The organism is Rathayibacter sp. AY1F9 (genome assembly GCF_002932155.1).
GTDB lineage: Bacteria > Actinomycetota > Actinomycetes > Actinomycetales > Microbacteriaceae > Rathayibacter.
Map to the genome: position 1 here is coordinate 19591 of NZ_PSVA01000008.1, position 24696 is coordinate 44286.

Here is a 24696-nt window from a genome sequence, read left to right on the forward strand (position 1 = left end):
GACCACCATCATGCAGGCCGGTCGGATGCCCCAGCAGGACGAGAAGTCCGCACTCGAGCAGTACGGCGTCAACCTGACCGCCATCGCGGCGAGCGGCAAGCTCGACCCGGTGATCGGGAGGGACGCCGAGATCCGGCGCGTCAGCCAGGTGCTCACGCGCCGCACCAAGAACAACCCCGTCCTCATCGGCGAGCCCGGCGTCGGCAAGACCGCCGTCGTCGAGGGGCTCGCCCAGCGGATCGTCGCGGGCGACGTCGCCGAGAGCCTCAAGGGCAAGCAGCTCGTCAGCCTCGACCTCTCGGCCCTGATCGCCGGAGCGAAGTACCGCGGCGAGTTCGAGGAGCGGCTGAAGGCCGTGCTCCAGGAGATCGAGGAGTCCGACGGCCGGATCATCACCTTCATCGACGAGCTGCACACGCTGATGGGCGCGGGCGGCGGCGAGGGATCGGTGGCGGCCGCGAACATGCTCAAGCCCATGCTGGCGCGCGGCGAGCTGCGGATGATCGGCGCGACGACGCTCGACGAGTACCGCCAGTACATCGAGAAGGACGCCGCTCTCGAGCGCCGCTTCCAGCAGGTCTTCGTCGGCGAGCCGACCGTCGAGGACACCGTGGCGATCCTCCGCGGGCTGAAGGAGCGCTACGAGGCGCACCACAAGGTGGCGATCGCCGACTCCGCCCTGGTCGCCGCCGCGTCGCTCTCGAACCGCTACATCACCTCCCGCCAGCTGCCGGACAAGGCGATCGACCTGATCGACGAGGCCGCGTCGCGGCTGCGCATGGAGATCGACTCCGCTCCCGTCGAGATCGACGAGCTGCGCCGCTCCGTCGACCGGCTGAGGCTCGAGGAGCTGGCGCTGAAGAAGGAGAAGGACGAGGCCTCGAAGGCGCGGCTCGAGAAGCTGCGCGAGGACCTGGCCCGCCGCGGCGCCCAGCTCGAGGAGCTGCAGGAGCGGTGGGAGCGCGAGCGCGCCTCCCTCAACCGCGTCGGCGAGCTCAAGAACCGGCTCGACGCCCTGCGGATCGCCGCCGAGCGGGCGCAGCGCGAGGGCAAGCTCGAGCGCGCGTCGAAGCTGCTCTACGGCGACATCCCGGTGATCGAGCGCGAGCTCGCGGCCGCCGAGGCGGAGGAGGAGCCGGCCGAGGGCCGCATGGTCAACGAGCAGGTGACGGCCGACGACATCGCCGCGGTGATCGCCGCCTGGACGGGCATCCCCGTCGGGCGCCTCCTGCAGGGCGAGACCGAGAAGCTGCTGCACCTCGAGACCGAGCTGCACCGCCGACTGATCGGCCAGGACGAGGCGGTGTCGGCCGTCGCGGACGCGGTGCGCCGCACCCGCGCGGGCATCTCCGACCCCGACCGGCCGACCGGCTCCTTCCTCTTCCTCGGGCCGACCGGCGTCGGCAAGACCGAGCTGGCGAAGGCGCTCGCCGACCACCTCTTCGACGACGAGAAGGCGATGGTCCGCATCGACATGTCGGAGTACGGCGAGAAGTTCGCCGTCTCGCGGCTGGTCGGCGCCCCTCCCGGCTACATCGGCTACGAGCAGGGCGGCCAGCTCACGGAGGCGGTCCGCCGCCGCCCGTACTCGGTGGTGCTCCTCGACGAGATCGAGAAGGCGCACCCCGAGGTGTTCGACGTCCTGCTCCAGGTGCTCGACGACGGCCGGCTCACCGACGGCCAGGGGCGGACGGTCGACTTCCGCAACACGATCCTCATCCTCACCTCCAACCTGGGGTCGCAGTTCCTCATGGACCCGGCGCTGTCGCGGCCGCAGAAGGAGGAGGCGGTCCAGCAGATGGTGCGCCAGGCCTTCAAGCCCGAGTTCGTGAACCGGCTCGACGACATCGTGATCTTCGACGCGCTCGACCGCACCGAGCTCGGCGAGATCGTGTCGCTGTACGTCGACCGGCTGTCGAGGAGGCTCTCGGAGCGACGGCTCGACCTGGCGGTGACGCCCGCGGCCCGCGGGTGGCTGGCCGAGCGCGGCTACGACCCGCAGTACGGCGCGCGGCCGCTGCGCCGGCTGATGCAGCGGGCGATCGACGACCAGCTGGCGACGGCGCTGCTCGGCGGCACGGTGCGCGACGGGGACGTGGTGCTGGTGGACGTGGCGCCGGACGGCGAGAGCCTGTCGGTGACGGCCGGGATGCCCGCGTCGGACTGACCGGGGTGCTCGACCCCTGTCGCGAGTCCGACTTCTGCGTACTCGCAGGGGAGAGGAGCGCGCGGGTGGCGACGGAAGTTCCCTCCACAGGGCGCGCGAGGGCGGGAGTCGTCCACAGTCGCGGGATCCGCGGCGCGCCCGTCCGGCGGGCTCCGTAGCGTCGGCGGCATGTCCTTCGAAACGCCCGGCCCCCGGATGGCCGACCTCCCTCCCGAGGAGAGGCCGAGGGAGCGCCTCCGCGCCTACGGACCGGAGGCGCTCACCGACGCCGAGACCCTCGCCGTGCTCATCGGGGCCGGCGTCCGCGGCGCCAACGCGACCGTCGTCGCGCAGCGCCTCCTCGCGCGCTTCGGCGGCATCGACGCCGTCGCCCGGGCCGGGGTGGGCGATCTGATGCGGCACCGCGGAGTCGGCGAGGTCGCCGCCTGCCGCCTGGTCGCCTCCTTCGAGCTGCGGCGGAGGATGAACCGCGCCTCGCGCGCAGCCCGGGTGACCGACGCCGCCGGCCTGGCCGGGCTCGTCGCTCCGCTGCTGGCCGCCCGGCCGGTCGAGACCGTGCTGGCGGTGGCGCTCGCCGAGTCCGGAGCCGTCCGCGACGTCCTGACGCTGGCCGACGGAGCCCCGGCGCACGCCGAGATCCCCGTCGCCGCCGTACTCGCCGAGGTGCTGGCGCGCGGCGCGGCGGGCATCGGCCTGGCGCACAGCCACGCGGGCGAGGCCGTGGTGCTCCCCTCCGACCGTGCGGCGACGCGGGCGATCGCCGACGGGGCAGAGGCGTGCGGCCTGCGGTTCCTCGCGCACGTCGTGATCGGGCGCGACGGCTGGGCGGAGGCGCAGCCGTGACGCGGCGCAGGGCTGCTGCGGGGCCCCTCCGTTCCGGCAGGACGCCTCCCGCCCGGCGCCGGACCGCCCCCGGCCGCGCCTCGGCTCTCCACCTGGGCCGCGTCGGCGCGCGTTCGTGCAAGCCCCCGCCTCTCCGGCGCCCGCGGCCGGTCGCGGGCGTACCGTGGACGCCGACCCCATCCCCCTCCCGACCAGGAGCACCCATGCGAGCAACACTCATCCACGGCGAGCGCGACATCCGACTCGAGGAGGTCCCCGACCCGCAGCTCTCGACGGGGCGCGACGCGATCGTCCGCGTCACCGCGGCCTGCGTCTGCGGCTCGGACCTGTGGCCCTACCGCGGCGTCACGCCCACCAAGGAGGCGCACCGCATCGGCCACGAGTTCGTCGGCGTCGTCGAGGAGATCGGCGACGACGTGCACGACGTCGCGGTCGGCGACTTCGTGATCGCCCCGTTCTACGTCTGCGACGGCACCTGCGCGAACTGCGCCAACGGCGTCTCCACCTCGTGCCTCACCGGCGGCTGGTGGGGCGCCGAGGTCCGCGAGGAGGGCTTCGCGGACGGCGCCCAGGGCGAGAAGGTGCGCGTGCCCCTCGCCGACGGCACGCTCTTCCGCGTGGGCATCGATCCGGATCCGGCGCTCATCCCGAGCCTGCTCACCCTCGCCGATGTGATGGGGACCGGCCACCACGCCGCGGTCTCGGCCGGCGTCACCGCTGGCTCGACCGTCGCGGTCGTCGGCGACGGCGCGGTCGGCCTCTGCGCCGTCCTGGCGGCCAAGCGCCTCGGCGCGACCACGATCATCGCGATGTCGCGGCACGAGTCGCGGCAGAACCTCGCCCGACGCTTCGGGGCGACCCACATCGTCGAGACCCGCGGCGACGAGGGCGTCGCGCGCGTCCGCGAGCTGACCGGCGGGATCGGCGCCGACTGCGTGCTCGAGTGCGTCGGCACCAAGGAGTCGATGCAGCAGGCCCTCGACTCCGCCCGCCCCGGCGGCATGGTCGGCTACGTCGGCGTCCCCAACGGAGGCCCCGAGCTGCCCGTCCGCCAGATGTTCGGCTCGAACGTGGGCGTCAACGGCGGAGTCGCGCCGGTCCGCGGCTACATGGCCGAGCTGCTGCCCGACGTGCTCAGCGGCGCGATCGAGCCCGGTCTGGTCTTCGACCTCGAGCTGCCCCTCGAGGAGATCGCCGAGGCGTACGCCGCCATGGACGAGCGCCGCGCGATCAAGACCCTCGTGCGTCCGTAGTCCCGCGGAGGGGCGCCGGCACGGCCGTGAGGAGTAGCCTCCCGCGCATGACCGCGTCAGCCCGCACCGCCGCGACGGCGCCCCTCTTCCACCCCGACCTCGCGCTCGGCCGCTTCCTCCCGCCGATCGTCCTCGGCCCGCGACTGCTGCGCCTCGCCACGCGACGCGCCGCCGAGGGAGGCGAGGCCCCGCCCGACATCGTGGTCGACGACGTCGAGATCCCCGTCGCCGGAGCCGCTCCCGTCCGGGCCCGCAGCTATCGGCCGCGCATCCTCCGCGGTACCGCTCCCGCGCTCCTCTGGGTGCACGGCGGCGGCATGGTGCTCGGCAGCCACCTCCAGGACGAGGCGTCCGCATCGACTTCGCCCGCACCCTGGGCATCACGGTCGTCTCCGTCGACTACCGCCTCGCGCCCGCGCATCCGGCCCCGGCTGCCGTCGAGGACGTGCTGGCCGCGTTCGACTGGCTCGTCGAGCACGCGCAGGAGCGCGGCGTCGACCCGGCGCGCATCGCCGTCGGAGGCGCGAGCGCGGGCGGCGGCATCGCCGCGGGTGCGACCCTCCTCGCCCACGACCGCGGAGGAGCGCAGCCCGCGTTCCAGCTGCTCGTCTACCCGATGCTCGACGACCGCACCGTCACCCGGCCCGGTCCTCCTCCGCGCGGAGTCCGCGTCTGGACCCCGGGCAGCAACCGCTTCGGCTGGACCGCCTACCTCGCCGGCGAGCCCGGCGGCCCCGGCGTCACGGCCTACGCCGCCCCCGCCCGCCGCGACGACCTCACGGGCCTGCCGCCGGCCTGGATCGGCGTCGGCGGCCTCGACCTCTTCCACGACGAGGACGTCCGCTACGCCGAGCGCCTGCGCGCGGCCGGAGTGCCGTGCGGGCTCGAGATCGTGGAGGGCGCCTTCCACGGCTTCGACGCCCTGTTCCGCCGGACCGGCGTGGCGAAGCGCTTCTGGGCGGCGCAGGCCGCGGCGCTCGGCGAGGCCCTCCTCGCCTGACCTCCGCGTCGACGCGCCGGGCCGATTCCGTCTCCGGCGCTCGGCACTGCGAGGCTGAGGGGCGACGGCCGCCGCCGCCCGCGCGTCATTTGTGCCGTGCCTGCCGCGCATCCCTCTCCGCCCGCCGCCCCGCCCCGCCCCGTCTCCCGGAGGACCCATGGACATCGACCGCCTCGCCACCCGCTACGAGATCGCCCTGCCCGCCTGGATCGGCGACGCCCTCCGCGACGTCCCCGAGGTCCTCCCGAGCCTCGAGGACCGGATGGCCCTCGTGCACGCGCTCGCCGACCGCAACTTCCGCGAGGGGAACGGCGGCCCGTTCGCGGCGATCGTCGTCGAGCGCGACTCCGGTCGTCTCGTCTCGGTCGGAGTGAACGTCGTCCTCGGCAGCGGGGTCTCGTCCGGCCACGCCGAGGTGACGGCGCTCGGTCTCGCGCAGACCGCGCTCGGCACCTGGGACCTCGGCGGCGAGGGCCTCCCCGCGCACGACCTGGTCGTCAACTGGCGCCCGTGCGTGCAGTGCTACGGAGCGACGATGTGGTCGGGGGTGCGCCGCCTGGTCGTCGCGGGCTCCGGCCCCGAGCTCGAGGAGATCAGCACCTTCGACGAGGGGCCGATGCGCGAGGACTGGGCCGCGCAGTTCGAGGCCCGCGGCATCGAGGTCGTCGACGGCGTGCTCCGCGACGAGGCCCTCGACGTGTTCCGCGCCTACCGCGCCTCCGTCGACTCCGGCGAGGTGCTCGTCTACAACGCCCGCGCCGACTCCTGATACCGCGGCGGGTCCGGTCCTCGCATCGGTTCCGCGCCGGACGCACGGGAGCCCCGCCTCAGCGGGGCCCGTGCGGTCCTGAGCTGCCGGCCGCTGGAAGCGGTCAGCGGCGGCTCAGCGCCACCAGTCGTCGAACATCGACAGCGGCACCTGGCGCTTGTGCTCGGTCGCGGCGTACCGCGCCTCGATGGCCTCGGCGACGGCCTGGTCGACCTCGCCGCCCTCGAGGTACGTGTCGAGGTCGGCGTAGGTGAGCCCGAGGTTCGTCTCGTCGGTCTGGCCGGGGTTGTCGTCGAGCAGGTCCGCCGTCGGCGCCTTCTCGTAGAGCCGGGCCGGTGCGTCCAGGTGCTCGAGGAGCGAGCGCCCCTGCCGCTTGGTGAGGCCGGTGAGCGGGAGGACGTCGGCGCCGCCGTCGCCGTACTTCGTGAAGAAGCCGGTGACCGCCTCGGCCGCGTGGTCGGTTCCGACGACGAGCATCCCGGCCTGGCCGGCGATCGCGTACTGCGCGATCATCCGCATCCGCGCCTTCACGTTGCCCTTCACGAAGTCGCTGATCGGCTCGTCGACCGCATCGCCGAATGCTGCGGCCACGCCGTCGACGCCCTGGTGGATGTCGAAGACGACCTGGCGGTCCGGGCGGATGAACGTGAGGGCGAGCTGGGCGTCCTCCTCGTCGGCCTGCACCTTGTACGGCAGGCGGACCGCGATGAAGGAGGCGTCGCCGCCGCTCGCGCGGACCTGCTCGACCGCGAGCTGGCAGAGGCGCCCGGCGAGGCTCGAGTCCTGGCCGCCGCTGATGCCGAGGACGAGGCCCTTCGCGCCGGTGCTGCGGAGGTAGTCGGCGAGGAATCCGCTGCGCCGTTCGACCTCGACGGCCGGATCGACGGCGGGGGAGACGTGGAGCTCGGAGATGATCTGCTGTTGGACGTCGCGCACGGCTTCACGCTACTCCGGATGCTCCCCGGCGGCCCCTCCTCGCCGCGGACGCGCAGGCTCCCGACGCCTCCCCGAAACAGGGTCCGCCCGCCGCGTCCGACTGGCGCGGCGCCTACCCGCGCTCGGCGACGATGCGGGCGATGCGCGCCGGGACGGTGTCGTCCTGGAGGCTCGTCACGTCTCCGAGCGGGCGGCCGTCGCGGATGTCGCCGAGCAGCCGCCGCATGATCTTGCCGGAGCGGGTCTTGGGCAGATCCGGCACCACCACCACGTCGCGCGGCTTGGCGATCGGACCGATCGCGACCGCCACGTGGTCGCGCAGGAGCGCCGAGAGCGTCGTGCCGAGCGCGGCCCAGTAGGCCGGGTCCTCCTCGGCGCGGTCGACGGCCTCGTCGGAGGGGATGACGAACGCCGCGATCGCCTGCCCGGTCGTCGCGTCGGCGACTCCGACGACTCCGGCCTCGCCGACGGCCGGATGGGCGACGAGCGCCGACTCGATCTCGATCGTGGACAGGCGGTGCCCGGAGACGTTGATGACGTCGTCGACGCGGCCCAGCACCCAGACGTCGCCGTCGGCGTCGTACTTCGCGCCGTCCCCGGAGAAGAACCACCCCTGGGACGCGTAGCGGGCCCAGTAGGAGTCGCGGTACCGCTCCGGGTCGCCCCACACGGTGCGGGCGAGCGCCGGCCCGGTCCGGTCGACCACGAGGTAGCCGCCGGAGCCGTTCGGCACCCGCTCGCCGTGCTCGTCCACCACGAGGACGCCGAGCCCGGGCAGGGCTCCGAGCGACGAGCCCGGCTTGAGGGTCGAGACGCCCGGCAGCGGGCACATCACCGCGGCGCCGGTCTCGGACTGCCACCAGGTGTCGACGATCGGGCAGCGTCCGCCGCCGATCGCCTCGTGGAACCAGACCCAGGCCTCGGGGTTGATGGACTCGCCGACGGTGCCGAGCAGGCGCAGGCTCGACAGGTCGTACCGGGCGGGCACGCCCTCGGGGAACCAGGTCATCAGCGTCCGGATCAGCGTCGGCGCCGTGTAGTAGACGGTCACCCCGTACCGCTCGATGATCTCGAAGTGCCGGGCGGTGTGCGGGGTGCTCGGGGTGCCCTCGTAGATGACCTGGGTGAGCCCGTTCGAGAGCGGTCCGTAGATCTCGTAGGTGTGCGCGGTGACCCAGGCGAGGTCGGCGGTGCACCAGTGCACGTCGTCCGGCTTCGCGTCGAACACCGCCCAGTGCGTCCAGGAGGCCTGCGTGAGGTAGCCGCCGCTGGTGTGCACCAGCCCCTTGGGCTTCCCGGTCGTGCCGGAGGTGTAGATGATGAACAGCGGCGTCTCGGAGTCGAAGGCCTCGGCCTCGTGGACGTCGCTCTGCGCGTCGACCAGCTCGTGCCACCAGACGTCGCGGCCCGGGGTCCACGGGACGTCGGTCTCATCGGTGCGGCGGACGACGAGGACGTGCTCGATCGACGCGACGCCCTCGACCGCCCGGTCGGCGCTCGCCTTGACCGGCACCGCCGCTCCGCGCCGGAACTGCCCGTCCGTGGTGACCAGGAGCTTCGCGCCGGTGTCCTCCACGCGGAACCGCACCGCCTCGGCGGAGAAGCCGCCGAAGACGAGCGAGTGGATCGCTCCGATCCGCGCGATCGCGAGCGTGATGACGATGGTCTCGGGGATCACCGGTAGGTAGACGACGACGCGGTCGCCCTTCCCGATCCCGAGCGCGGTCAGCGCGTTCGCGGCGCGGGAGACCTCGCGCTGGAGCTCGGCGTAGGTGATCGACCGCCGGTCGCCGCGCTCGCCCTCGAAGTGGAGGGCGGTCTTCCCGCCGCGTCCCGCGTCCACGTGGCGGTCGACGCAGTTGACGGCCACGTTCAGCCGTCCGCCCTCGAACCAGGTCGTGCGCGGCACCGAGAGCGAGCCGTCGGGCAGCGGAGCGGCAGGCTCCCAGCTGTGGGCGGTGTGCCACGGCTCCGCCCACTCGAGGCGGCGGGCGGCCTCCTCCCAGAACGCGACCGGATCGGCGGCGGCGCGCGAGTACTCCTCCGCGCCCGCGTTCGCCTGCGCGGCGAAGGCTGCGGGCGGGGGGAACCGGCGGTGCTCGTCGAGCAGGTTGGCGATCGTCCCGCTCACGCTCGGAGCTCCCTCCCCGGCGCTCACGCCCACTTCCTCACGGCGTAGCGCTGGAACACGCCGACGACGGCATCGGTGAGCTTGCCCAGCACGGCCAGCAGGACGATCGCCAGGAACACCCGGTCGATCCGGCCGTTGTTCTGGCTGTCGATGAGGCGGAAGCCGAGGCCCATCGAGGAGGCGATGAGCTCGGAGGCGACCAGGAACAGCCACGACTGGGCGAGCGCGAGGCGCAGCCCGGAGATCACGGAGGGGATCACCGCGGGCAGCTGCACCGTCGTGAAGAGCCGGACGCCCGAGAGGCCGAAGGCGCGGCCCGCCTCGACGAGGTGCCGGTCGACGTGGCCGAGCGCCGTGGCCACCGTGGTGAAGACGGGGAAGAACGCGCCGATCGTGATCAGCGTGATCTTCGACTCCTCGCCGATGCCCATCCAGAGCAGCAGCAGCGGGACCCAGGCCAGCGACGGGACCGCCCGGATCGCGCCGAGGGTCGGCCCGAGGACGACCTCCCAGACGCGGGAGAGCCCGAAGAGCGCGCCGACCACGAGCCCGAGCGCCGAGCCGAGCGCGAACCCGATGAGCACGCGCTGCGTCGAGATGGCGACGTCCTGGCCGAGGTCGCCGCGCTGGGCGAGGTCGACGCCGGCCGCCCAGACCATCGCGGGCGAGGGGAAGACCGCCACCGAGACCATCCCGGTCGTCGTCGCGATCTGCCAGGCGGCGAGCAGCAGCACGGGCAGGATCGCGCCTCCCGCGACCACGAACCACCGTCGCGTGGTGAGCGGGTGGGAGCGGTCCTCGCGGAGGCGGCGCTGGGAGGCCGCGACCGACGGGCCCGCCGTCACGAGTCCGGGCTCACCCGGCATCGGCGCGGACAGCGCGCTCCGCCGCAGCACATCGGCGTCGGTCGCGGTGTCGTCGTCGCGGATCGTCATCGTCGGTCTCCTCGGAACACGGGGTCGGGGGCGGAGGGCCGGACCCTCAGGCGCCGATGGCGCTCGGGTCGGCCGCCGAGGCGTAGGTGTCGTCGAGCAGCGATTCGAGCGCGTCGTCGACCTGCTGCTGCGAGGCGACGTCGCCGTTCTCGACGAAGATCGGGCCGATCACGGCGAGCACGTCGGTCTGCGCGGAGCCGGGGACGTTGTCGACGTCGAGGTTGCTGCGCTCGGTGATGACCGTCGTCGCCACCGCCACGTCGAGGCCGGCGACGGAGGCGAGGATGCTCGCCGTCTCGTCCTGGTTCTCGAGCGCCCAGGCGCGGGCGTGCTCGTACGCGTTCACGACGGTCTGCGCGAGGTCCGGCTTCTCGGCGAGGAAGCTCTCGGTCGCGTTGAGCAGGCCGTAGGAGTTGAAGTCGACGTTGCGGTAGAGCAGGGTCGCCCCGGCCGCCTCGGCGCCGGCCATGATCGGGTCCAGGCCCGCCCAGGCGTCGACGGAGCCGTTCTGCAGCGCCGCCCAGCCGTCGGCGTGCTGCAGGTTCTGCACCGTCACGTCGCCGATACCCAGGCCGGCGGCCTCGAGCGCCTGCACCAGGAAGAAGTACGGGTCGGTGCCCTTGGTGGCCGCGATCTGCTTGCCCTTGAGCTGCTCGACCGACGTGATCGCCGAGCCGGCGGGGACGACGAGGGCCGACCACTCCGGCTGCGAGAAGATGTCGATCGTCCTGATCGGCGCGCCGTTCGAGCGGGCGAGCAGTGCGGCCGAGCCGGCGGTGGAGCCGACGTCGATCGCTCCGGCGCGCAGGGCCTCGTTGGCCTTGTTGGAGCCGGCCGACTGCACCCAGGCGACGGTGACCTGCTGCTCGGCGAGGGCGGCCTCGAGCCAGCCCTTCTCCTTGATGACCAGGCTCAGCGGGTTGTACGTCGCGAAGTCGAGCGTGAGCGTGCCGCCCTGAGTTCCTCCGGAGGCGGCGTCGGCGGTCGCGGCCGCCGCTCCTCCTCCGCCCTCGCCCTGCACGCAGCCCGCGAGGAGCGGGACGGCGGCGGCGGTGAGCAGACCGGCGAGAGCGGTGCGGCGGGTGAGCGGGGAGCTGGTGAACGACATGGGGGCCTCGGCTTCGGGGATGCGGTGACAGCGAGTGTGGACGCTGCAGGGGAGGGGCGTGCGGGGAGGTGCTCGTGCGGTGGAGAGCGGGAGGAGGAGGCGGCTGGGGAGGGAGGTCGTGCCGCCCGGACCGTGCCGCCCGGGTGGAGGGACGCGGGTCGATCCGCCCGGGGTCAGTGCCGCTCGATGCCCAGCCCCGCGAGGAGCTCGGCCCGGTGCTCGGCGAGCTCCGCCGAGCCGCGGTCGCGGGGCCGCGCGCCGGGGACGGTGACGATCCGCTGGATGCGCGAGACGCCTCCGGGCTCGTCGCGCCCGAGGAGCACGATGCGGTCGGCCAGCTGCAGGGCCTCGTCGACGTCGTGGGTGACGAGCAGGATCGTCGCCGGAGCCGCCGCGTGCACGTCGAGCAGCAGGTCCTGCATCCGCAGGCGGGTCAGCGCGTCGAGCGCCCCGAAGGGCTCGTCCAGGAGGAGCACGCCGGGGTTCCGGGCGAGGGCGCGGGCGAGGGAAGCGCGCTGGGCCATGCCTCCGGACACCTCGCGGGGCCGCGAGCGGGCGTGCGCGGTGAGGCCGACCAGCGAGAGCAGCTCGTCGACGGCGGCGCGGGCGGCCGGGCGCGGGGTGCCGCGCGGCAGGCCGAGCGCGACGTTGTCGGCGATGCTCCGCCAGGGCAGCAGCCGCGGCTCCTGGAACGCCACCGCGCAGCGCGGGTCGATGCCGGAGACGGGGGCGCCGTCGATGAGGACGGACCCCTCGGAGGCGGTGTCCAGGCCCGCCGCGATGCGCAGCAGCGTCGACTTGCCGCAGCCGCTCGGGCCGAGGATCGCGATGACCTCGCCCGCGGCGGCCTCGAGCGTCACGTCCGTCAGCACGGGGGACCCGGGCGCGAAGGTGCGGCCGACCCCCTCGAAGCGCACGGGGAACGCCGACTGGCCGAGCTCGGCGTCGAAGGCCAGGCTCGTGCGGGCGGCGGGGGTGGCGGGCATGTCTCTCCGGGCAGCGGGACGGGCGGGCGGATCGTCCGATCGTACGGAGAGGCTCCCGGCGGCACAGCGGGGACCGACACGGGGAGTAACACAGGGGGTGGGACGCGGAAGGCCTCCCCGGTCCGCAGACGGGGGAGGCCTTCCGCCGGAGGGCTACGCCTGGACGAGCACGAGCTCCTCGAGGGGCAGGCGGGTGCGCGGCGCGGTCTCGCGCTCGCGGAGGGTCTCGTTCGCCAGCGCGTCGGCGTCGGCCGCGACTCCCACTGCGGCGATCGTCACCGGGTCGAAGCGCTCGTCGACGCCGAACGCGGCGCGGACGGCGTCCTTGTCGAAGCCGGCCATCTGGTGCACGTGCAGGCCCTCGTGGTGCGCCTGGACGCTGAGGTGGGCGATCGACTGGCCGAGGTCGTAGACGGCCCAGGGGCGCGGCTTCCCCTCGGAGTCGACGGTCTCGGCCAGCGCGACGACCAGGACGGCGGCGGAGCCGGCCCAGGCGCCGTTGAAGCCGGCGAGCGTCGAGACGATGCGGTCGAACCCGTCGGTTCCGCGGCGGGCGACGATGAAGCGCCACGGCTGCGAGTTGCTGGCGGACGGGGACCAGCGCGCGGCCTCGAGGAGGGACGCGAGGGTCTCGTCGGAGACGGTCGCGGACGCGTCGTAGGAGCGGGGGCTCCAGCGCTCCGCGAGGACGTCGAGGATCGGGGCGCTGGTGCTGGCGGTGCGGGAGGCGGTGGCGGACATCGCGGGGCTTCTTCCGTGCGGGGGACTGGGGGAGGGGCTCCGTCGCCCGTGGAGCCCAACCGTCCCCGCCCCGCGGGCATTCCCGCGCGTGCACGGCAGGCGCCCGCACGCGCGTTCGCCCACGGAGGAGCGGGCCGCCTCCGAGCCCCGGAACGGTACGGTGGGAGACGGCGTGGTCACCCCGCGCACCACCATCCACGACTCTGGAGGATCATCCATGGCCCAGCACTTCGACGTCGTCGTCCTGGGGGCAGGCCCCGGCGGATACGTGGCCGCGATCCGCGCCGCCCAGCTCGGCAAGTCCGTCGCCGTCGTCGAGAAGCAGTACTGGGGCGGTGTCTGCCTCAACGTCGGCTGCATCCCGTCCAAGGCGCTGCTGCGCAACGCGGAGCTCGCCCACCTCTTCCACACCCAGGCGAAGCAGTTCGGCATCTCGGGCGACGTCTCGTTCGACTTCGGCGCGGCGTTCGACCGCAGCCGCTCGGTCGCGGACGGCCGCACCAAGGGCGTCCACTTCCTGATGAAGAAGAACAAGATCGCCGAGTTCGACGGCGTCGGCTCCTTCACCGGCCCGCAGGGCCTCGACGTGCAGCTGAGCAAGGGCGGCACGGAGTCGCTGACCTTCGACGACGCGATCATCGCGACCGGCGCGAGCGTCCGCCTCCTGCCCGGCGTCGAGCTCTCCGAGAACGTCGTCACCTACGAGACCCAGATCATGACCCGCGAGCTCCCCGACACGATGGCCATCGTGGGCGCGGGCGCGATCGGCATGGAGTTCGCCTACGTCCTCAAGAACTACGGCGTCGACGTGACGATCATCGAGTTCATGGACCGCGCCCTCCCCAACGAGGACCCGGACGTTTCCAAGGAGATCCAGAAGCAGTACAAGAAGCTCGGCGTCGAGATCCTGACCTCGACCAAGGTCGAGTCGGTCGTCGACAAGGACGGCTACGTCACGGTCACCTACACCGCGAAGGACGGCACGCAGTCGACCCTCGAGGTCGACAAGGTGCTCATGTCGATCGGCTGGGTCCCCCGCACCGAGGGCTTCGGCCTCGAGAAGACGGGCGTCGAGCTCACCGAGCGCGGCGCGATCGCGATCGACGACCACATGCGCACCAACGTGCCGCACATCTACGCCATCGGCGACGTCACCGCGAAGCTCCAGCTCGCGCACGTCGCGGAGGCGCAGGGCGTCGTCGCCGCCGAGACCCTCGCCGGTGCCGAGACCCAGACCCTGGGCGACTACCGGATGATGCCGCGCGCGACGTTCTGCCAGCCGCAGATCGCCTCCTTCGGCCTCACCGAGAAGCAGGCGACGGACGAGGGACACGAGATCACCGTCTCGACCTTCCCCTTCATGGCGAACGGCAAGGCCCACGGCCTCGGCGAGCCCACCGGCTTCGTGAAGCTCATCGCGAGCAAGAAGTACGGCGAGCTCCTCGGCGCCCACATGATCGGCCCGGACGTCTCGGAGCTGCTCCCCGAGCTCACGCTCGCCCAGAAGTGGGACCTCACCGCGACCGAGCTGGCCCGCAACGTGCACACCCACCCGACGCTGTCGGAGGCGCTGCAGGAGGGCTTCCACGGCCTCAAGGGGCACATGATCAACATGTAGGGCTCGTCCCTCCACGGCCTCCGGCCCGCAGGATCCCGCTCGGCTCGTCCGCGGCGGATCCTGCGGGCCGGAGCCGTCTCCGGGGGTGCCCGCCGGGCTCCGGCGCCGCTCCCGCTACCGTGGCCCGATGGATCCGCGCCTGCTCGACCGCCTCGCCGCCGACGCCTGGCCCGCGCTCGTGCGGCGCCCCCTCGGCGCGTGGGAGCTGCGCGCCTCCGCAGGAGTCACCAAGCGCGCGAACTCGGTGCTCGCGTCCGGCGACGTCGTCGACCAGGAGGCGGCGCTCGACGCGGCGGAGGCGTTCGCCCGCGAGCACGGGATCGCGCCCCTCGTGCAGATCGGGCCGCCGAGCCCCGCCGGTCTGACCGGGCTGCTCGCCGAGCGGGGCGCCGCGCCGATCGACCGGACGCTCGTGCTGACGGGTTCGGTGCAGGAGGCGCTCGCCGCCCTGTCCACGACGTCGGGGTCCGCGCCGTCGGTATCCGCGCCGCGGCCTCGCGTCCGCCTCGCCCCCGCTCCCGACGAGGACTGGCTCGCCCTCTGGTGGTCGGTGGACGGTCGCGGTGGCGCGGAGGAGCGTGCGGTCGCCGAGCGCATCCTCGCGGGCTGCCCCTCCTCCTACGCGCTCGCCATCGACGGGGACGGCCCGGCCGCGACCGGCCGCCTCGCGCTCGTCACGGCGCCGGACGGCGAGCTCTGGGGCGGCCTCTTCGCGCTGGCGACCCGGCCGGACGCCCGGCGCCGCGGGCTCGCCTCCGCCGTGATCCGCGCCCTCCTCGAGGACGCGTCCGGCCGGGGCGTCGCGCGCTTCTGGCTCCAGGTGCTCGCCGAGAACGCCGGCGCCCGCCGCCTCTACGCGTCCCTCGGCTGCCGCGAGTCGTCCTGGTACGAGTACTGGCGCTGACCCGCTCGCGAAGGAGGAGCGGGGTGCGCGGGTCAGGCGTTCGCGAGCACGGCGCGGGCGACGGCCTCGGCCTTCGCCGCGTCGCCGGTGACGGTCACGCGCCACCACACGTCGTCGGCCAGCGCGTCGATCTCGCAGACGCCCGCCGCGCAGCCGGTGAGGGCCTTCTCGCCGAAGCCGTCGAGCGGCTCGAGCGGGATCGCCAGGCCCGAGGTCAGCGAGAGGTTCCGCCAGCCGTCGTCGCCGTTCGGGAGCGCGTCGACCGTCACTCCCGAGTAGGCGGCGCTGGAGGCGTCGCTCCAGCTGCAGGAGGCGTACCCGGCCCGGGCGGCGGCAGCGGCCGACGCGGTGGTCGGCGTCCCGGTCCCCGTCCCCGCGGTAGCCTGCGCGAGACCGGCGGCACCGGACAGCTGCTCGGCCGTCAGGACCTCGGTGCAGACGGGCGCCGTCGCGGTGACCGGCTCGTCGAGGCTGCCGAGCGCGGCGGAGGCGGTGCCGGTCGCCAGCGCGGCGAGGTCGACCGCGGCCGGGGCGCCGCGCAGCTGCAGCGTCACCCAGGTGGCGCCGGCGAGCAGGTCCAGGTCGCAGCTGCCGTCGGTGCAGGAGCCGTAGGCCTCGACGCCGGTCTCCAGGCGCGGGCCCGGACGGCCGGCGAACGCCTCGGCGGCGTCGTCGACCGCCGCCGCGGTGATCGAGGCGTCCTCGTCGTACCAGGCGCAGCGGAGCACTCCGCCGTTCTCCTCCGCGGCCTCGCGGATCAGCTCGCCCGAGGAGCGCGTCGTCACCTCGCGGCTGCCCTCGAGAGCGCTGCGGGAGACCCCCAGCGCCGAGGCCGCCCGTGTGGCGGGGAGGAGGGAGTCGCAGCCCAGGCGGGTCGAGGCCGTGGGCGAGGGCGTCGGAGTCGCGGAGGGCGTCGGAGTCGCGGACGGAGTCGGAGCGGCGGTCTCGGACGCCGACGGGGTGGCCGCGACGTCCGAGCGCTCGGCCGACGTGCAGCCCGTCAGCGCGACGAGAACGGCGAGCGCGGCGCCGACCGTCGCCAGGCGCGGGAGGCGGGCCCTCACGCGGCCAGCTCGCGCTCGATCGCGGCCGTGAACGCGTCGATGTCGTCCTCCGTCGTGTCGAAGGAGCAGACCCAGCGGACCTCGCCGGTCGCCGGGTTCCAGTCGTAGAAGCGGTAGGCGGCGCGGAGCCGGTCCGCGACTCCGGGCGGCAGCGTCGCGAACACCGCGTTGGCCTGGGTCTGCTGCGTGAACTCGAGCCCGGTGATCCGGCCGGCGGCGATCGCCTCCTCGAGCCCCGAGCGCAGGCGCGCCGCCATGGCGTTCGCGTGCCGGGCCGAGCGGAGCCACAGGGGCTCCTCCTCGCCGCCGTCGCCGAGCAGGGCGAGCAGCTGCGCCGAGATGAAGCGCATCTTGGAGGACAGCTGCATGTTGGTCTTGCGGAGGAAGGTCAGCCCGGTCGAGGCCGCCGGGTCTAGCACGACGATCGCCTCGCCGAGCAGGATGCCGTTCTTGGTGCCGCCGAACGAGAGCACGTCGACGCCTGCGTCGGTCGTGAAGGACCGCAGGGGCAGGCCGAGGGCGGCCGCGGCGTTCGCGATGCGCGCCCCGTCCATGTGCAGCCGCATGCCGAGGCCGTGCGCGTGGTCGGCGAGCGCGCGCACCTCCTCCGGGGTGTAGACGGTGCCGAGCTCGGAGGACTGGGTGATCGAGACCACGAGCGGCTGGGCGCGGTGCTCGTCGCCGAAGCCCCACGCCTCCTGGTCGACCAGCGCCGGGGTCAGCTTGCCGTCGGGCGTGGGGACCGTGAGGATCTTGATCCCGCCGACCTTCTCCGGCGCTCCGCCCTCGTCGGAGGTGATGTGCGCGGTGCCCGCCGAGACGACGGCGCCCCACCGCGGCAGCATCGACTGCAGGCCGGTGACGTTGGCGCCCGTGCCGTTGAAGACGGGGAAGGCCTGGGCCTGCTCGCCGAACTCGCGGCGGAACGCCTCCTGCAGGCGCTCGGTGTAGACGTCCTCGCCGTAGGCGATCTGGTGCGCTCCGTTGGCCGCGGCGATCGCGGCGAGGACCTCGTCGTGCACTCCGGAGTAGTTGTCGGAGGCGAAGCCGCGGACGTCGGGATCGTGCAGAGCGCTCATCCCTCCATCTTCGCAGCCCGCCGCCCGGAGGAGCCCCGGAGGCGCCCGCCGAGACACCCCTCCTGCCTCCCGCATGTTTCGGGCAGGTGAAAGGACGACGACCCGAAAGCCGATCTCCGTCAAGAAGTTGGTATCGGCTGGGAGGCAGGCCACTCTTGACGTATGCGCATGGACACGACGGGAGCTGTCCGCGACATGCCCGCCCCTCCCGGGGTGGACGAGATCGCGGCTCGCTTCGGCGATCCCGTCCTCGCGTTCGCGCCCCAGCCGAGGCTGGAGGAGTTCGCCGCGGCGCAGACGATGGCGCTCGGCCGCTTCGTCGAGATCTCGCTCTCGTACTCGTTCTACAAGAACCCGCGCAACCGCGCCGACCCCGTCAACCACGTCCCGCTGACCCCCGAGCAGAAGCGCGCGATCGAGCGCGCCGAGAACGACCACCTGCCGCCGTGGATGGTCGACCAGGTGACGCGGATGCGGTACCCGGTGCTCTGGGAGGCGGTCCGCACCTCCGTGCCGATCCCCGCCGAGCGCAGCCGGCCCCTGGAGTCCCGCCTCGCGGCACACATGGGCGACGTGCTCCGCAACACCTTCCCGGGCCGCGTGCGCAGCCGCCGCGGCGGGATGCCGGTGGTCGCCGCCGCCCTCCGCGACGAGGACGTCGTGCGGGGCGTCCCGGTGATCGTGGACGGGGAGGCGCTGCGCGGCTACCGCGTGGACACCGATCCGGACGTGGTCGCGATCGGCGCCCGCGTCGACGGCCGCTACATGACGGTCGTGCTCGACCGGAAAATCGCGCCGGAGATCCGGATGGAGTTCGTCCGCCGCACCCCGCCGCGCCGGGCCTCGAGCCAGTCCCGGCGCTGACCGCCCGGCCGACCGCTCAGGGGCGCCCCGGTACCGCGATCCCGTGCTCGTAGGCGAACACGACCGCCTGGATCCGGTCGCGCACGCCGAGCTTCATGAGGATCTTCGAGACGTGCGTCTTCACGGTCGCCTCGCCCACGAACAGCTCGGCCGCGATCTCGGCGTTCGACCAGCCCCGCGCCAGGTGCACGAGCACCTCGCGCTCGCGGTCCGTCAGGTCGGCCACTCCGGAGTGGTCGGCGGCGGCGGCCGGCGTGCGCTCGGGCACGGACGCGAACCGCTCGATCACGCGCCGGGTGACGTCGGGGGCGAGCATCGCGTCGCCGCGGGCGACCACCATCACGGCCTCGACCAGCTCCTCCGGCGATGCGTTCTTGAGCAGGAACCCGCTGGCGCCGGCCGAGAGCGCCTCGAAGAGGTAGTCGTCGCGGTCGAAGGTGGTGAGGATGAGCACCCGCGAGCACAGGCGCGGGTCGGCCACGATCTCGCGGGTCGCGGCCAGGCCGTCGAGGCCGGGCATCTGCACGTCCATGCAGATCACGTCGGGGCGCAGCTCGGAGGCGCGCTGCAGGGCCTCGAGCCCGGTGCGGGCCTCGCCGACCACCTCGATCCCCGGCTCCGACTCGAGGATGATGCGGAAGCCCACGCGGACGAGCTCCTGGTCGTCGACGAGCAGCACGCGCACGTGCTCGGTCATGGGCGGCCCCCGCTCGCTCGCTCCTGACGCCCCCGCGACGTCTCCGACGACGGTACCGGGTCGTCGGCGTCCGGCACGCTCGCCCGGACGGGGGACAGCGGCACCCGGGCGTGCACGAGGTACCCTCCGCCCCTCGGCCCCATCTCGATCCAGCCGCCGACCGCGGCCGCGCGCTCGCTCATGCCGGTGTGCCCCAGTCCGCAGGAGGCGGGAGCGCTCGGGTGCGGGCCGGACCCGCCGTCGTCGGCGATCTCGAGCTCGACCGCGTCGGGGGCGTAGCGGAGGCGCACCTCGGCGTGCGCGCCGCGCCCCGCGTGCTTGCGGACGTTCGTGAGCGACTCCTGCGCGATGCGGTAGAGGCTGAGCCCCACCGTCGCGGGGATCTCGCGGGGCGTGCCGAGGGTGAGGAAGACGGTGGGCAGGCCCGACCCGCTGGACGCCGCGACCAGCTCCTCGAGCTGGGCCACCCCGCGGGTGGACGCGGCGTCGGTGAGCGGATTCGGGACCGCGTCCTCGGCGCGCAGCGCGACCAGGATGCGGTGCAGCTCCTCGATCGCCGAGCGCGCGTCGCCCTCGATGGCGCTGAGCGATGCCGCCGCCCGCTCCGGATCCCGCGCCAGCACCCGCCGCGCCGCTCCCGCCTGCACGCCCATCACGCTGACGTGGTGCGCGACCACGTCGTGCAGCTCGCGCGCGATCCGCAGCCGCTCGGAGGACACGGCCTGCCGGGAGGAGCGCTCCCGCTCATCGTCGAGCTCGGCCGTGCGCGTCTCGAGCGCCTCCAGCCGGCGGGCCGACTGCCACGACGCCTCGCCGAAGACGTAGGCGCTGCCGAAGTAGAGCAGGTTCGACACGACCGCGAGGGCCGACTCCGCCGCGTAGGGCGAGAGCAGCCCGGGGGAGTCGTCGACCGGCACGGAGCTGCCGAAGTACTCGCCCGTGGCGAGGGTGGTGAGCAGCCAGCCCAGCATCCCGACCGCGATCGCCACTCGGACGACGAGCGCCGTGCGCCGGTTCCGGCCCCACGCGCCGACCGTGTAGAGCGCGAGGAACAGGCATATCTGGCCGAAGAGCGACTCCGGCACCTGGAGCACGATCCCGAGCGCGTAGACGACGGAGAGCCCGGCCGCCACGCTCGCGGGGAACCGGCGGCGCAGCGCGAGGGGAAGGGTCATCAGGACGGCCCAGTGGGCGCTGACGACGGGGTGCGCCGCGTCCGGGAATCCCGCCGAGGAGTACAGCGCGACGGAGACGACCGTCGCCACCAGCAGGATCCCCGCGGTGACCGCGTCGCGCACGTATCCGGCCCGGCTCGGCGCTCGCCGGATCCAGCCCGCGTCGAGCGGGTCCGCGGCTCCGTCACCTGAGGGCATGCGCCCCACGCTAACCGACGCCGGTCGGACGGGGCCCCGGGAGGCGGAGGAGCGCACCCCGCCGCCTCCCGGGCGCGACGTCAGTCCCGGCCGGTGATGCCCCGGGTCGAGGCGATGACGTCGCCCATCTTCTTCCCGAGGGCCTCGTAGAACATCGACAGCGGGAACTCGTCGTCCAGCACCGCGTCGGTGAGCCCGCGCGGGGCGCCGAGCAGCACCTCGTCCGGGAGCCCGCGGGCCCAGGCGGAGGCGGGGTGCGGAGTGAGAGTGGCCGCGATCAGCTCGTGCGCGGCCAGCCAGTGCGCCGTCTTCGGCCGGTCGATCGAGCGCCAGTAGAGCTCGTCGATCGCGTCCGAGAGGGCGACGACCACGTCGGCGACGCCGTCCCACTCGAACGCCAGCCGGGTGTCGGTCCAGTGCAGGACGCCGTGCTGGTGCAGCCAGGCGAAGAGCAGCTGGCCGCCGAGGCCGTCGTAGTTGCGCACCCGCGACCCGGTGAGCGGGAAGCGGAAGAGCCGGTCGAACAGGATCGCGTACTGCACGAAGCGCGAGCGCTCGGCCAGCGCCTCCTCCTCGTCGTCGCGGCGGTCGAGCGCGCCGAGGCGGCGCTCGATGGCGACGGCCTCGCGGAAGGCGGTGAGGTCGCACCGCAGCTCCTCCAGCGAGTAGAGGAAGAAGGGCATCCGCTGCTTGATCATGAACGGGTCGAACGGCAGGTCGCCGCGCATGTGGGTGCGGTCGTGGATGAGGTCCCACATCACGAAGGACTCCTCCGCCAGGCGCTGGTCGGCCACCAGGCGCTGCGCGTCCTCCGGGAGCTCGAGACGGGTGATCCGGGCCGCCTCCGTGACGACGCGGCGGAACCGGGCCGCCTCGCGGTCGGCGAAGATCGCGCCCCAGGTGAAGGACGGGACGGAGCGCATCGCGACCGTCTCGGGGAACAGCACAGCGCTGTCGGTGTCGTAGCCGGCGGTGAAGTCGACGAAGCGCACGGGCACGAAGAGGGCGTTGGAGTAGTCCCCGGCCTCCAGCTCGGCGACGAACCGCGGCCAGACGACCTCGACGAGGACGGCCTCGACGTGGCGGTCGCGGCTGCCGTTCTGGGTGTACATGGGGAAGACGACGAGGTGGCGGCGGCCGTCGACGCGCTCGAGCTGCGGCTGGAACGCGGTGAGCGAGTCGAGGAAGTCGGGCAGGCCGAGTCCGCCGGCGCTCCAGCGCTCGAGGTCGACGACCAGCGCGTCGAGGTACGCGGCGTCGTGCGGGAACGCGGGGGCGAGGGTGCGGACGCCGGCGACGATCCGCTCGACGAGGGTGCGCGCCTCCTCGAGCCGCTCGGGATCGGCGAGCGAGCCGTCCTGGGACTGGAGCGGCTGCAGCCCGGCGGCGGCCGCCTTCAGGTCGAGCCAGGCGGCGGACTCCTCCACGCGGTCCTCGACGACCTCGGGTTCTCCGACGACGGTGCTCTGCACGGCTTGCGACATGGTGATCCTCCTCACGCTGGTGATACGGGGCTGCAGGAGCGGAACGCGCTCCGACTCCGAGCGTATGGGCTCCTGCGCGCGCTTTTCTTGCGTCTCAGCGGAGCGAAGCGGCGATCTCGCGGGGGCGGGCGCACGTCTCCGCCGCCCCTCGGAGGCCCCGCGGTCAGCGGCTGCCCAGGTGTTGTGCAGGTGCCACCCCCCGTCCGGGGCTAGATTCCTCACCGCTTCCGTTTCCCTCCCCTGATCGGGTCGAAAATGGGGCGACACCGTGTCCGCATCCCGAGTGCGGAGACATCCGATCGGACAGGCGCGCCGAACACCCTGGCGGCGCGCTCGATCGGCGAGCCATCCTGAGAGAGAGGATCGGAGCGCGTGACGGGACCCGAACCCGGAAGCGACCAGAGAACAGCCAGCATCGACCACCACCCCGAGAACCTCCGCCTGCTCCCCTGGCCGCAGGCGGACGCCTCCGTCCTGCGCGACACCCTCGCGCACGCGGGCGGCGGACTCGAGAGCGAGAGCGAGATCCTCGTGCGCCACGACCGCTACCTGCGCGGTTGGGCGGACGGCGACGCGTTCTTCTACGTGGTCGAGCTGGACGGACTCTCCGTCGGCTCCATCGGCTATTGGTACGGCTGCTCGCGCGGCGTCGTCGCCTACGAGGCGGCGTGGAGCATCGCTCCGCACGCCCGCGGCATCACCGCGGCCTCCGTGCGGATGCTGCTCGAGGAGGCGGCGGCGTTCCCCGTGCCCCGCTTCGTGCACGCCTTCGTGGCGGAGAGCGACCTGGACGCGGGCGCGACCTGCGTCGAGGCCGGCTTCGACCGGATCGACCTCGTCGAGCAGGGCGAACCGCCGGAGCTCTACGTGGACTGGGCGTTCGACCTGGCCGCCGTGGCCTGATCAGATCCCGTGGCGCTCCAGCCACGGCCGCAGCACCGCGAGGAACTCCTCGGGGTGCTCGAGGCCGGGCAGGTGCGCCGCGTCCTCGAGCACGTGCAGCTCGGCACCGCCCACCTCGGCGGCGAGGTGCTCGCAGACCGGCAGCGACTCGGAGAGGTCGTGCGCGCCCGCCACGACGAGGGTCGGCACGGCGATCTCCCCGAGCCGCTCGCCCGCCGGCCCGGAGGGATCGATCGGGCGGGGGGCCTCCGCCTCGTGGCCGACGCCCGTGAGCGCGAGCTCCCGGACCCGCGCAAGGAACTCCGGAGCCACGTCGTCCGCGGAGCGGTCGGGACCCACGGCCCAGAGCTCCGCCTCGACGATCGCCGCGGCCTCCCGCTCGCCCGCGAGCTCCAGCGCCTCGACCTCCCCGAAGCGCCGCTCCTCCTCCGCCGTCAGCGCGGGGTAGTCGAAGCCCGCCAGGCCCGGCGCGATCACGACCAGGCCGGTCACCCGCTCCGGATGCTCGAGCGCCAGGTCGAGCGCGAGCGTCCCGCCCCGCGAGCAGCCGACGACCACCGCGCGCTCGACCCCGAGGTGGTCGAGCACGTCCAGGGCGTCCCGGCGCGGGTCGTACTCCACGTCCTCCGTGCTCGTTCCGCCCGCGCCGCGGACGTCGTAGCGGACCACCAGCCGGTCGCGCGAGAGGTCGGGGACGAGCGGGTCCCACATCCGCAGGTCGGCGATGCCCGCGTGCACGAGCAGCAGGGCGGGCGCGGAGGCGTGGCCGTCCGCCTCCCAGTAGAGGCTCGCGCCGGGGACCTCGAGATGCGGCATGCCGCACACCGTAGGCGCGTCCCGCCGGCGCTGCAACGCCCGGCCACTGCCTAGGGTGGAGGCGCGACAGCGGACGGGCCGCGGCGGGGAGGCGGCGGCGTGGAGGGCGTGCTCACCGGCTTCTCGATCATCGGGGTCGTCATCGCGGTCGGCTACCTGATCGCGCGGTTCCGGATCGTCCCGCCCGAGAGCCGGCTGATCCTGTCGCGGATCGCCTTCTTCGTCACGACGCCGGCGCTGCTGTTCACCGTGCTGTCGCGGGCCGACGTCTCCGTCCTCTTCTCCTCGTTCCTGCTCGTCTCGCTCCTGACGGTGCTGACCGTCGCCCTGCTCTACGTGCTGGCCTCGCGGCTGCTCTTCCCCCGCCCGCTGCCGGAGACGGTGATCGGGACCGCGGCCTCCTCCTACGTCAACGCCAACAACATCGGGCTGCCGGTCGCCATCTACGTGCTGGGCGATCCGCAGTGGGTGGCCCCGACGCTCCTCCTGCAGCTGATCGTCCTCGCGCCGACGATCCTGACGCTGCTCGACGTCTCGACGAGCGGGCGGACCTCGGTCGGCGCGATCCTCACGCAGCCGCTGCGGAATCCGATGATCATCGCCTCCGCCCTCGGCCTCGTCGTCGCCCTCACCGGCGTCGAGCTGCCCGCGCCCGTGCTGCAGCCGTTCTCGATCATCGGCAACGCGTCGATCCCGCTGGTGCTGATCGCCTTCGGGATGTCGCTGCGCGGGCAGCGGCCGCTGGAGGCGGGGCCGGCGCGGGTCGAGGTGGTCGTCGCCTCCGTGCTCAAGTCGCTGGTGATGCCGGCGGTCGCGCTGCTGCTGGGGCGCTTCGCGTTCCACCTCGACTCCGAGCACCTCTTCGTGGTGACGGTGACCGCCGCGCTGCCGACCGCGCAGAACATCTTCACCTTCGCCTCGCGCTACGACCGGGGCGTCGCCGTCGCCCGCGACACGGCCCTCGTGACCACGGTCGCCGCGGTGCCCGTGCTCATCGGGGTGTCCCTCCTGCTGGGCTGAGCGGA

The 24696-nt window shown here is 73.7% G+C and carries 23 protein-coding genes; 10 read left to right on the forward strand and 13 right to left on the reverse strand.

The features are described from left to right. Window positions 1–25 precede the first annotated feature (25 nt). From C5C37_RS07165 to C5C37_RS07175, 3 genes are all read left to right on the forward strand, one after another. Window positions 26–2167, forward strand: a complete 2142-nt coding sequence (locus C5C37_RS07165; protein WP_374954042.1) for an ATP-dependent Clp protease ATP-binding subunit — start codon at window positions 26–28, stop codon at window positions 2165–2167. Between the two features lie 168 nt (window positions 2168–2335). Then, window positions 2336–3010 carry a RadC family protein gene (locus C5C37_RS07170; protein ID WP_104225738.1) on the forward strand — a complete coding sequence of 225 codons (675 nt, stop codon included), beginning with the start codon at window positions 2336–2338 and terminating at the stop codon, window positions 3008–3010. Window positions 3011–3213: 203 nt separating this feature from the next. Next, window positions 3214–4263, forward strand: a complete 1050-nt coding sequence (locus C5C37_RS07175; RefSeq protein ID WP_104222823.1) for a zinc-dependent alcohol dehydrogenase family protein — start codon at window positions 3214–3216, stop codon at window positions 4261–4263. A 56-nt stretch (window positions 4264–4319) separates the two neighbouring features. Here C5C37_RS07175 and C5C37_RS17720 read toward each other — a convergent pair whose 3' ends face one another. Further along, a complete protein-coding gene (locus C5C37_RS17720) occupies window positions 4320–4598 on the reverse strand; it encodes a hypothetical protein (RefSeq protein ID WP_219814469.1) in 279 nt (92 codons plus the stop codon). A gap of 44 nt (window positions 4599–4642) precedes the next feature. Between C5C37_RS17720 and C5C37_RS07180 the strand changes: the two genes are divergently transcribed. Both C5C37_RS07180 and C5C37_RS07185 read left to right on the forward strand, forming a co-directional pair. Next, window positions 4643–5263, forward strand: a complete 621-nt coding sequence (locus tag C5C37_RS07180) for an alpha/beta hydrolase (protein ID WP_258074072.1) — start codon at window positions 4643–4645, stop codon at window positions 5261–5263. A gap of 157 nt (window positions 5264–5420) precedes the next feature. After that, a complete protein-coding gene (locus C5C37_RS07185; protein ID WP_181027247.1) occupies window positions 5421–6032 on the forward strand; it encodes a nucleoside deaminase in 612 nt (203 codons plus the stop codon). A 114-nt stretch (window positions 6033–6146) separates the two neighbouring features. Here C5C37_RS07185 and nadE read toward each other — a convergent pair whose 3' ends face one another. The 6 genes from nadE to C5C37_RS07215 all read right to left on the reverse strand — a co-directional run bounded on the left by nadE (window position 6147) and on the right by C5C37_RS07215 (window position 12869). After that, complete coding sequence (gene nadE, locus C5C37_RS07190; RefSeq protein ID WP_104225736.1) at window positions 6147–6968, reverse strand: ammonia-dependent NAD(+) synthetase; 822 nt, start codon at window positions 6966–6968, stop codon at window positions 6147–6149. 112 nt (window positions 6969–7080) lie between these two features. Beyond that, the gene (acs, locus tag C5C37_RS07195) at window positions 7081–9099 is read right to left on the reverse strand and encodes an acetate--CoA ligase (protein ID WP_104225883.1); all 2019 of its coding nucleotides are present in this window, start codon (window positions 9097–9099) and stop codon (window positions 7081–7083) included. A 23-nt stretch (window positions 9100–9122) separates the two neighbouring features. Beyond that, window positions 9123–10034, reverse strand: a complete 912-nt coding sequence (locus tag C5C37_RS07200) for an ABC transporter permease (protein ID WP_244229541.1) — start codon at window positions 10032–10034, stop codon at window positions 9123–9125. Window positions 10035–10080: 46 nt separating this feature from the next. Next, complete coding sequence (locus C5C37_RS07205) at window positions 10081–11142, reverse strand: aliphatic sulfonate ABC transporter substrate-binding protein (protein ID WP_104338720.1); 1062 nt, start codon at window positions 11140–11142, stop codon at window positions 10081–10083. Window positions 11143–11315: 173 nt separating this feature from the next. Continuing rightward, window positions 11316–12128 (reverse strand): ABC transporter ATP-binding protein, encoded by an 813-nt coding sequence (locus C5C37_RS07210; protein ID WP_104222820.1) that lies wholly within the window; start codon window positions 12126–12128, stop codon window positions 11316–11318. Between the two features lie 153 nt (window positions 12129–12281). Further along, window positions 12282–12869 (reverse strand): nitroreductase family protein, encoded by a 588-nt coding sequence (locus tag C5C37_RS07215; RefSeq protein ID WP_104250693.1) that lies wholly within the window; start codon window positions 12867–12869, stop codon window positions 12282–12284. Between the two features lie 217 nt (window positions 12870–13086). On the opposite strand from C5C37_RS07215, the gene lpdA reads away from it, so the two are divergent. Then, complete coding sequence (gene lpdA / locus C5C37_RS07220; protein WP_104222818.1) at window positions 13087–14487, forward strand: dihydrolipoyl dehydrogenase; 1401 nt, start codon at window positions 13087–13089, stop codon at window positions 14485–14487. Window positions 14488–14614: 127 nt separating this feature from the next. Next, entirely contained in the window at window positions 14615–15391 is a 777-nt protein-coding gene (locus C5C37_RS07225; protein ID WP_104338742.1) for a GNAT family N-acetyltransferase, read from the forward strand. A gap of 32 nt (window positions 15392–15423) precedes the next feature. Here C5C37_RS07225 and C5C37_RS07230 read toward each other — a convergent pair whose 3' ends face one another. Together C5C37_RS07230 and C5C37_RS07235 are read right to left on the reverse strand one after the other, a co-directional pair. Next, window positions 15424–16455, reverse strand: coding sequence for a hypothetical protein (locus C5C37_RS07230; RefSeq protein WP_104338721.1), 1032 nt, complete (start codon window positions 16453–16455; stop codon window positions 15424–15426). Continuing rightward, complete coding sequence (locus C5C37_RS07235; protein ID WP_104222816.1) at window positions 16452–17534, reverse strand: low specificity L-threonine aldolase; 1083 nt, start codon at window positions 17532–17534, stop codon at window positions 16452–16454. The genes C5C37_RS07230 and C5C37_RS07235 overlap by 4 nt, the downstream gene beginning before the upstream one ends. A gap of 168 nt (window positions 17535–17702) precedes the next feature. Between C5C37_RS07235 and C5C37_RS07240 the strand changes: the two genes are divergently transcribed. Continuing rightward, window positions 17703–18398, forward strand: a complete 696-nt coding sequence (locus tag C5C37_RS07240; RefSeq protein WP_104338722.1) for a hypothetical protein — start codon at window positions 17703–17705, stop codon at window positions 18396–18398. Between the two features lie 16 nt (window positions 18399–18414). On the opposite strand, the gene C5C37_RS07245 is transcribed toward C5C37_RS07240, so the two are convergent. From C5C37_RS07245 to C5C37_RS07255, 3 genes are all read right to left on the reverse strand, one after another. Further along, complete coding sequence (locus C5C37_RS07245) at window positions 18415–19095, reverse strand: response regulator transcription factor (RefSeq protein WP_104338723.1); 681 nt, start codon at window positions 19093–19095, stop codon at window positions 18415–18417. Further along, the gene (locus tag C5C37_RS07250) at window positions 19092–20468 is read right to left on the reverse strand and encodes a sensor histidine kinase (RefSeq protein WP_104234378.1); all 1377 of its coding nucleotides are present in this window, start codon (window positions 20466–20468) and stop codon (window positions 19092–19094) included. The genes C5C37_RS07245 and C5C37_RS07250 overlap by 4 nt, the downstream gene beginning before the upstream one ends. Before the next feature lie 80 nt (window positions 20469–20548). Then, window positions 20549–21952, reverse strand: coding sequence for a DUF6421 family protein (locus C5C37_RS07255; RefSeq protein ID WP_104338724.1), 1404 nt, complete (start codon window positions 21950–21952; stop codon window positions 20549–20551). A 372-nt stretch (window positions 21953–22324) separates the two neighbouring features. Between C5C37_RS07255 and C5C37_RS07260 the strand changes: the two genes are divergently transcribed. Next, a complete protein-coding gene (locus C5C37_RS07260; protein ID WP_104222811.1) occupies window positions 22325–22855 on the forward strand; it encodes a hypothetical protein in 531 nt (176 codons plus the stop codon). On the opposite strand, the gene C5C37_RS07265 is transcribed toward C5C37_RS07260, so the two are convergent. Beyond that, window positions 22856–23671, reverse strand: a complete 816-nt coding sequence (locus C5C37_RS07265; RefSeq protein ID WP_104273543.1) for an alpha/beta fold hydrolase — start codon at window positions 23669–23671, stop codon at window positions 22856–22858. 99 nt (window positions 23672–23770) lie between these two features. Between C5C37_RS07265 and C5C37_RS07270 the strand changes: the two genes are divergently transcribed. Continuing rightward, a complete protein-coding gene (locus tag C5C37_RS07270; protein WP_104222809.1) occupies window positions 23771–24691 on the forward strand; it encodes an AEC family transporter in 921 nt (306 codons plus the stop codon). Window positions 24692–24696 lie beyond the last annotated feature (5 nt).